This is a genomic window from Acidithrix sp. C25, assembly GCF_904848545.2.
The window spans coordinates 645,460-652,500 of sequence record NZ_CAJHCI020000001.1 but is presented as its reverse complement, the minus strand read 5'-3'; the positions used below and the strand labels follow the sequence as shown (position 1 = coordinate 652,500).

The 7,041-nt window shown below is 46.6% G+C and carries 4 protein-coding genes; all 4 read right to left on the bottom strand.

Annotated elements, in window-relative coordinates; translation table 11 throughout:
• Positions 1-1,194: 1,194 nt before the first annotated feature.
• The gene (locus tag ACIDITHRIX25_RS89395; protein WP_201732495.1) at positions 1,195-2,826 is read right to left on the bottom strand and encodes a class I adenylate-forming enzyme family protein; all 1,632 of its coding nucleotides are present in this window, start codon (positions 2,824-2,826) and stop codon (positions 1,195-1,197) included.
• Between the two features lie 221 nt (positions 2,827-3,047).
• Complete coding sequence (locus ACIDITHRIX25_RS89390) at positions 3,048-3,650, bottom strand: NUDIX hydrolase (RefSeq protein ID WP_201732494.1); 603 nt, start codon at positions 3,648-3,650, stop codon at positions 3,048-3,050.
• A gap of 30 nt (positions 3,651-3,680) precedes the next feature.
• Positions 3,681-5,282, bottom strand: a complete 1,602-nt coding sequence (pyrG, locus tag ACIDITHRIX25_RS89385; protein ID WP_201732493.1) for a CTP synthase — start codon at positions 5,280-5,282, stop codon at positions 3,681-3,683.
• A gap of 125 nt (positions 5,283-5,407) precedes the next feature.
• The gene (locus ACIDITHRIX25_RS89380; RefSeq protein ID WP_201732492.1) at positions 5,408-6,997 is read right to left on the bottom strand and encodes a DNA repair protein RecN; all 1,590 of its coding nucleotides are present in this window, start codon (positions 6,995-6,997) and stop codon (positions 5,408-5,410) included.
• Between the last annotated feature and the right edge of the window lie 44 nt (positions 6,998-7,041).

The following is a 7,041-nucleotide window of genomic DNA, read 5'->3' as shown; positions in this document are numbered from 1 at the left end:
CGTCCGCGTTTCCCGAAGTGAAATATATAACTTAGCAGACAATTTCACTGGATAAGCCCTTTCGGATAAGAATTTTTTTTAAACCACGAACAGTTATCGATAGGTTCAACCTCAAGAACTTTGTGTCATCAAGACTCACACGAGCCTCTTTCGAAATATCCGCCCTGTTCAATGACCTGTTGGCTGATTGGCCATAACCAAGGAAGCTCTGTGTCTTCTTCTGGTGAGGGGATTCAAAAAAGAGTTCGAACCCCTAAGCAACGTAGTAGGGAGAAATCCGCAATTTGCGAACTAGTCATCGCCTAATAGAAAAATCATCAATCAAGTTCCCAACTCTAGGACACCGCCAAGTAATTAGCCGACCTAATTTGGGACGATCGAGGTGATTGATTAGCTAGGAGTGAGCCAAATGCAAAATATTTATTGCTAACTTGCACCTCAATTTCAATAAGTCAGCTGTTGGGCTTGCTAGCTTTCTTCTCAAGGCGATCTGCTGGCGGTCTCTCTCGCAACTATTGATGGATGCAATGCAATTTTGGTCACCCTTGTCGCCACCCATGGTCTAGGGACACTTCGGAGGGTAAATTAAAAATCACTCCGCGCTTAATGAGACTAGGAACGGAATTCTCTTAGGTGCAATTTCTATGAATCTTCAAAATCTTGCATCCAACGAGAGGCTCAACGAGTCCAAGATCTAGATTACCTATTCATCAAGGTCATCTTTCAAGCATCGAAGTGTGGTGATCGAGTTCGTTGTGTAACGTTTGAAAATAGCATTTAATTGCACCTAATCCGAGCCGTAAAACAACCTTGACGATTAGCCCAACTCGGTTTCGCTTTAGATTAAAGCTCACGGTAAGTAGCAGATTTAGAGGGACCTAAAACCAAACGAGATAATTCGTTCGGTTATAGAAAGAAACGGCACCGCTAATTCGACAATTGGAGACAAAAAGGAGAGACCTTGTCTGGACCACTACTCCAGAGCGCTAAAAAACTTAATCGAAATAACCCTTATCAATCTCATTTCAGATAATGATAGGACGATAGCGCTTTGACAGATGAGAACGAGTAAGCCAACTAAAGACAACGGCCATTGCAAGGTTTCCAACCGCCTAATTTTTCCCTCGAGTAACTTCAACCTTTATTCAGCCCCAAAAGCTACTCCTTCAAACAGGAAAGCTGACACAGCCAGCGCTATTTGGTTCTAATTACAGGTGCGGTAATAACGTCTTTGAGAATTGACTTTTGGATCTTGCCCACCGGTGTAAAAGGCAAAGACTCGGCAATGACATACTCAACTGGAAGTTTATAATTTGCTAGCCGCTCTTTGGCGAATTGGGCCAACCCAAAGAGATCTATATTGGATCCATGTTTTGGAACGATGTAGTAGCGTCCAACCTCACCAAGAATAGAATCCGCAACCCCAATGCCCGCTACTAGTGCCACGTCGGGGTACTTCGCTAGGACATTCTCGACCTCGACCGGATAGACATTAAAACCACCCTGAATGAACATCTCCTTCTTTCGCCCTCGCAAAACTACGTGTCCGTCGAAGGTAATCTGCACAATGTCCCCGGTGCGCAACCAACCCTCTGAATCTTTCATCGAAGCAGTATTTAGCGAATCCCTCCAGTATCCCAAGACCACGCAGTCGCCTGAAACACATAACTCACCATCGCTATCAATTCCAACGTCAAGACCCGCATCGTCGACGACTTTGAGTCGGAAGTCTCCAATTGCACTGGCTAGCGTGGTCGAGACTAAAGCCAAGGAGTCACCGAGTGGGGAAATTATGCACGCACCCGAAGTCTCTGAAAGGCCATAAAGGTTGTGAATTGTGGCCTTAGGAAATGCGGCTGCTATCTCGCTTGCAAGGGTTGGATCGACATTTGATCCACCTACAACGACATAGCGGACGCATGAAGTATCTATCGAAGCAAAAGAGGGATCCGCCAAGATAAGATTGAACATCGTAGGAACGCCAGAAAACGAAGTAAGGCGTTCAGTGCTGATCATCTCTATCGCGCCCTTGGGCGAAAATGTCTCCATAAGATGTATTCTCGATGCACCAATCATTGAGGTAATCAAAGTACAAGTCAATCCCCCGACATGATTAAATGGCATATGACCTGCCATGGAGTCGCCCGAACCAATCCCAAAATGCTCTGCTTGAGCCCAGGCCGAAGCAATTATAGATCTATGGGTAATGGTCGCTCCCTTGGGTCGGCCAGTGGTTCCAGATGTAAACAAAATCACGGCAGGATCTAGAGGCTTAACCCCCTCAATCCATTCGTCGATCGACTCATTGACAAAGGAATCTCTGAGGAGTGAAAAGCTATGGCCAACATCGACCTCATCATCGAAGAAGATCACGTCGTCAAGGAGCGGTAGTTCTTGTAGTAGCTCCCCATATAGCTCAGCTAGATTAAAGCCTTGGTTGGTCGCCGGAGTAATTGCGATCCGCGCTTGAGATGTCTCAAGCATATAGGAAAGCTCCTCACGCCTATATCTAACGTTCAATGTTACCAAGACCATACCCACCTGGGTAACACCGAGAAAGACAGCCACCCAATCAATAGAATTGACGCCTGCAATCGCAATAGAGTCGCCAGCCCTGTAACCGCGATCAATCAATGCGCTAGAGATCTGATCTGCTCGGTGCTTCAACTGAGAAAATGTACAAACCTCTTTACCGTTTCGGGTTGGGTGTAATTGATCTAGACAGGTAGCATCGCGAAAGTTGATAGCCCGATCACGGAGTAACCCCCCAAGGGTCAACGAACCAAGTTGACCACGAATACTCTCAAAAGAAACTGACTCTTGCATAAAAGAAGATTATCAGGCAACTCTAGAGGATGGGAGTCGGATAAGATTTTCTCAAACAACCAGTGACTATAGGCAAAAAAGACTGAGCAATTACGCTAAAAAACAAAGTTAACCACTCGTTTACCGTGGTTAAATACAACTTACGGGCTGATTCTTACACTACATGAGATCCGTTATCAACTACGGACCAAAAAGGCGCGAACTCGACCGATTTTGGCCAACTAAAGTGGGCGAAATCGATCGAGTTCAAAGTCGTCAACATTAACTTGCTCATCGACCGTAGTCTTGAGATACGAGGCCAAGGAGTAGAGGCCGACTATCGTCTTAGCGTCACAAATCGTCCCCTTTGTGATGTGGTCCTCAAAGTCATTTAGCGATATAGATCGAAAGACCGCAGCGGTCTCTTCGGCACCTTGTGGAGATATCTCACCTTGTCGCAATCCTCTTGCCAAAAACAGATAGGTTAACTCATCACAAAATCCAGGCGTATTGTAGAAAGTGGATAGGAGCACCATCGACTGCGCATCAAGGCCCAACTCTTCCATCAACTCCCTACGTGCGCAATCGAGGGGGTCTTCTCCCAAAACATCGCGTTTACCCGCCGGCAATTCTATAACATCTCGTCCAAGAGCGACCCGAAACTGCTCTATAAGAAGCACCTCATCTCGACTAGCGTCGTAAGGAATGATAACTACCGCTCCGGGATGTCGTACTATATCACGAAATAGGGTGGATCCATCAGAGCTACGGTAAGCCACCGTCTCTAGCTTAAGAAATGAGCCTTCGTAGCGCACTTCACTTAGGTCAGGGTCGATCTCGAACAACCTATCAGTTCCCTTTCAACTCAAAATATACTAACGTATTTGAACTGCAGCGTTTACAAACTCACGAAAGAGGGGGTGAGGCCGATCTGGCCTGCTCTTAAATTCTGGGTGAGCTTGAGTACCAATCCAAAAAGGATGATTTGGAAGTTCTATAAACTCAACCAAAGACCCATCGGGCGACTCGCCGGAACAGACTAATCCGGCCTCTTCGAGCCGCTTCCGATACCGTGAATTGAATTCAAATCGATGGCGATGACGCTCAGAGACGATCGTCTCGCCGTAAGCGCTCGCAACCTTCGTGCCCGGAGTTAGTCGCGCAACATAAGCTCCAAGGCGCATCGTACCACCCAAATTTGTGATGCCACGTTGCTCTTCCATCAAGTCGATAACAGGATGAGGCGTATCGGACTTAAACTCTCTTGAATGTGCCCTATCCAATCCCGCTACGTTCCTGGCATAGTCAATAACCATAGTTTGAAGACCAAGACACAAGCCAAGACATGGAATGTTCGCTTCACGGGCAAAGCCGGCTGCAGCGATTTTACCCTCGACCCCACGTTCACCAAATCCACCTGGAATTACAATCCCAGAGAGATGGCCAAGCATGGACTCTGCGAGCATTGGAGTCACCTCTTCGGCATGTATCCACTCTAGATCAATTGCAACGCCGTGAAAGATTCCTCCGTGTCGCAATGCTTCAACGACCGATAGGTATGCATCGGTGAGATTTATATATTTACCTATGATGCCAATCTTAACGCTTGATGAAAGGTGCGACGACTTGGCGACTAGGTCCAGCCATGATCCTAGATTGACTTCAAAGCCAACATTTTCGATTCTAAGGAGGTTGATAATATAGTTATCGAGCCCCTCCTTGTGAAGAGAGATGGGCAGTTCATAGATGTTTGGGACGTCGGCAGCTGAAATGACCGCATCTTTTGGAACGTCACAAAGCATTGAAATCTTTGACTTGAGAGCATCCGAGAGGTCGTCTGTGGTTCGACATACGATAACATCTGGCTGAATACCTCGTGAGCGAAGTTCAGTGACTGAATGTTGGGTCGGCTTTGTCTTCTGCTCACCATTAGGTCCAATAGAAGGAACCAATGTTAGATGAACATAGCAGACATTATCACGGCCAACTTCCTTACGGAATTGACGAATAGCCTCCAAAAATGGAAGAATTTCGATGTCACCCACTGTTCCACCGACCTCTGTGATGACAATATCTACATCATCTGTAGCCAAAGTCAAAATGCGTGACTTAATCTCATCGGTTACGTGAGGAATTACCTGGACCGTCTTGCCAAGATAATCTCCACGTCGCTCTCGAGCAATTACGGAAGAATAGATAGATCCTGTAGTGATAGAGGAATTCTTCTTGAGGTTTACATCGATAAATCTTTCGTAATGGCCTAAATCGAGATCTGTCTCGGAACCGTCCTCGGTAACAAAGACTTCACCATGTTCGAAGGGATTCATCGTACCTGGATCTACATTGATGTAGGGATCCAATTTTTGCATAACTACCCGCAGTCCTCTTGCCTTTAGCAACCTTCCAAGCGAGGAAGCCGTAAGACCTTTACCTAAAGAGGACGCAACACCACCAGTTACGAAAATGTGTTTCGCCAAAAACCCTTCGCCAACCTTTCAAAACAAACTTTTCTCCAAAAACAGCCTACCCGCTGACAACCATAGATAATTCCAATTCAATCTGCCAAAATACGAATCTAAATTCGCGGATTTTATGTTCATAATCACTTCGAAGAATATCGCGAGATCAGTTCTCTAGCATGTTCTTTCGCCAATTGAGAGTCCGAAGAGCCAGATAACATGCGAGCGATCTCGATCTCTCTCGAAGCACCCTCCACCTTTTCAATTCGGGTTCGACTTTTGAAATCATTTGTGTCCTTTGTGATCACGAAATGGCTACCCGCAAAGGCTGCAACTTGAGGCAAGTGGGTCACTACAATGACCTGTCTCTTAGTCGAGAGCTCAACCAAGGAACTAGCAACTTCAATTGCCGATTTTCCTCCTACGCCCGCATCAACCTCATCGAATAGTTGAGTGTCGCACTCTGCTCCAGCCAGTAGGGTTATTGCCAGCATAAAGCGTGAGAGTTCGCCGCCCGATGCGAATTTTGCAATATCGATCTTGGCCTGTCCTGGGTTAGGCGTAAATAGAAAATGAATTGGTGATCCATCTATCGACTCTGAAAGGGCGACTTCACAAGTTGCACGACCAAGGGCTAGCTTAGGAAATAGCGCATTCAATCCGCTCTCAAGAAGTCGCGCTGATGCTGTTCTGGCATCTTTGATCGACTTACAGACGGCAAGGAACTCCGACTCTAGAGTCGCAATTTCAGACTCTAGCTCTTCTGGTGATGGGAGTTGTCCTTGTAGATGATCTCTACTTTGAATTAGGGATTCATACAAGCTAAAGACCTCAGGCAAGCTGGGGCCATACTTACGTTTTATATCACGCAAAACAACCAGACGACTACGGATCTCTCCCACTCGATCCGCATTGGCTTCGAGGCCATCCATGCGGCCTTTAATCTCTTCCGTGAGATCCCTTACCTCGAGCTCTAGCGCCTCAAGACGAGCAGAGATTGCTTCTAGCCCTCGCAGCTTACCTCCACGTCGAGCAAGTGACGAATATGAATTATGCCTTGCGGAATCACCTTCGGAAGGCTCCAAAAGTTCAATCATCGAACCAAATAGTTCTCTATATTCTTCAACTTGTTCCAGCGAATCAAGCTCTTCTTCAAGGAGCAAATCTTCGTCATCGGTCGCCAATTTGATCTTTTCGATCTCACGAATCTGAAACTCTACTATTGCTAATTCCCGATTACGTGAGACACTATTTGCCTCTAGTTCGGCCAAAGATCTCTTGGCAGTACCAAGTTGAACCTCGAGGGATCGCTTTAGAACGGTATCAATCCCGCCGAATCGATCCAAGATCTCCCCTTGAGCACCGAGTGAGACCAGCTTCATTGAGTCATGTTGTCCATGAATATCCAACAGTGATGATCCCAGGGTTGAAAGTTCGCCTATTGAGGCCATCTTTCCATTGATGTAAGAGCGAGACCTGCCAGATGCCAAGATTGTTCGCGAAAGGATAAATTCGCCCTCTGGAGTGCTAAAACGAGCAGAAACGCTCGCCTCTTGGGCTCCAACTCTTACCCAACGAGCATCAGCCTTGGCCCCAGTTGCAATCGAAATTGCACCCACAACCATTGTTTTGCCGGCGCCTGTCTCCCCTGAAATAACATTCATTCCGGGCTCAAGAAGAAGACGCCCCTCTTCAATCACCCCGAGATTCTCTACAATTACCTCTTCAAGCATCTTATTGCCAATCCCCTAACGGTGGTGGTGACTCGAGAAAAATC